Annotated in this window: 2 protein-coding genes; both read left to right on the top strand. The window is 59.3% G+C overall.

Going from position 1 to position 1576, the window contains the following annotated elements; genetic code table 11:
- Window positions 1–258 (top strand): hypothetical protein (locus tag Y887_RS21125; protein WP_211256999.1); only part of this gene is annotated, 258 nt, incomplete at its 5' end.
- Window positions 259–569: 311 nt separating this feature from the next.
- Window positions 570–1576, top strand: a 1007-nt coding sequence (locus tag Y887_RS17170; RefSeq protein WP_046965504.1) for a CHASE3 domain-containing protein, incomplete at its 3' end; no start/stop codon positions are given.

The following is a 1576-nucleotide window of genomic DNA, read 5'->3' as shown; positions in this document are numbered from 1 at the left end:
CAACGACACCAGCTGGCAGGAGTTCTGACGCAACGCTCCATCTACAGTCAACGCACCATCCAAGCGGCGCTGTTAATCAGCGCCGCTTTTCTATGCATTATTTCGCCCTGCGGTAAGCAGACGCTGCAATTCACTGGACACCTACCTGCAGCAACGCCTGCACTGATGGATCTGCTGCACCAACGGACATCGGCATCTGGGTCGATCAAGCCAGTCCACGCATGCTCACTGCGCCAGCAATACAAAACACATCCATAACGGATGTCTAGACGGCGTGATTTTTTGACATACCCCATTCAGATCAGCGCAACGGTTGCCGCTAATCCTTCGAGCAGGTGTTGCCGGGTGTCAGAGCCACCGGATGGCCTGTCATGCCAATGCGACGACCCGGTTCCAGGGCAGCGTTCGGTCAGATCCATCACTCATATTCCTGCATACAGAGGCAACCAATGAAACAACTCAGCCTGTCGACTCAACTCGTGCTTGGTTTTGGCATCGTGGTGGTCGTGCTGCTGATCGTCGCGACAGTCGGACTGCGAGGACAGTCGGAACTCGCCGAGGCGGTCGCCATGAACGATCACACCTATCAGGTCATCGCCACCGGCCGTGCGATGTCCATCGCGTCGATCAATATCGAAACCGGTGCGCGTGGCTACCTGCTCTCTGGAGACGACGCGAACCTGGCGCCATACAGGAATGGCATGGCGCAGTTCGAAAAGGAGTTCGCGCGCGCGAAGGCGTTGACATCGGACAACCCTGTTCAGCAGGAACGCCTCCAGAGCTTGCATGCCATCTACGACCAGTTTATGGGGCATGAGGAGGAGCTGATCGCTTTGCGCGGCAGCAGTGCTGCGTTTTCCGAGGTGCTGACGCAGTTCAAGGCCGGCCATGAGCGCGCAGCGATGAACAAGATGCGGCAGCTGCTGGTCGACTTCGAGGCGCAGGAAAACGGCTTGCTGATCAAGCGCAGCGCCACGATGATGGCAGCCAAGACGCGCAGTCGCTGGTCGATGCTGATCGGCAGCGGTATCGCAGTATTGGTGGCCTCGGCGAGCGGCTGGTTGATTCGCCGCCGCTTGGTCAACCGGCTGAATACCGCCACCCAGGTGGCCGATGCGATCGCCGCTGGCAAGTTGTCGATTGCAGTGGATGGCAGTGGTACCGACGAAACCGGTCGGCTGTTGGCCAGCATGAGCAAGATGCAACAGCAGCTGCAGGAAGTGTCGCGCGGACAGCTGGAAATGAAGCGCAGGCATGATCTGGGCGAATTGAACTATCGCGTGGACGAATCTGCATTTCCCGGTGACTATGCCACCATCGTGCGCGACAACAACGATCTGGCGGCTTCGCACGTGGCAGTCATGACCCGGCTGGCGCACATCATGGGCCGTTACGCGATCGGCGATCTCAGCGAAGACATGGACAAGCTGCCCGGCGACAAAGCCGTCTTTACCGACACCATGGCGCAAGTCAAGGCCAACCTGGGCGCGATGAACGGGGAGATCAAGCAGCTGGCACAAGCGGCCGCCGATGGCGACTTCAGCGCACGCGGCGATGCCGAGCGCTTCCAGTACGA

Origin of the sequence: Xanthomonas pisi DSM 18956 (assembly GCF_001010415.1) — a bacterium.
Lineage (GTDB): Bacteria > Pseudomonadota > Gammaproteobacteria > Xanthomonadales > Xanthomonadaceae > Xanthomonas > Xanthomonas pisi.
Note: the sequence above shows the minus strand (reverse complement) of the source record. Positions and strands in the feature narration are given on the sequence as shown.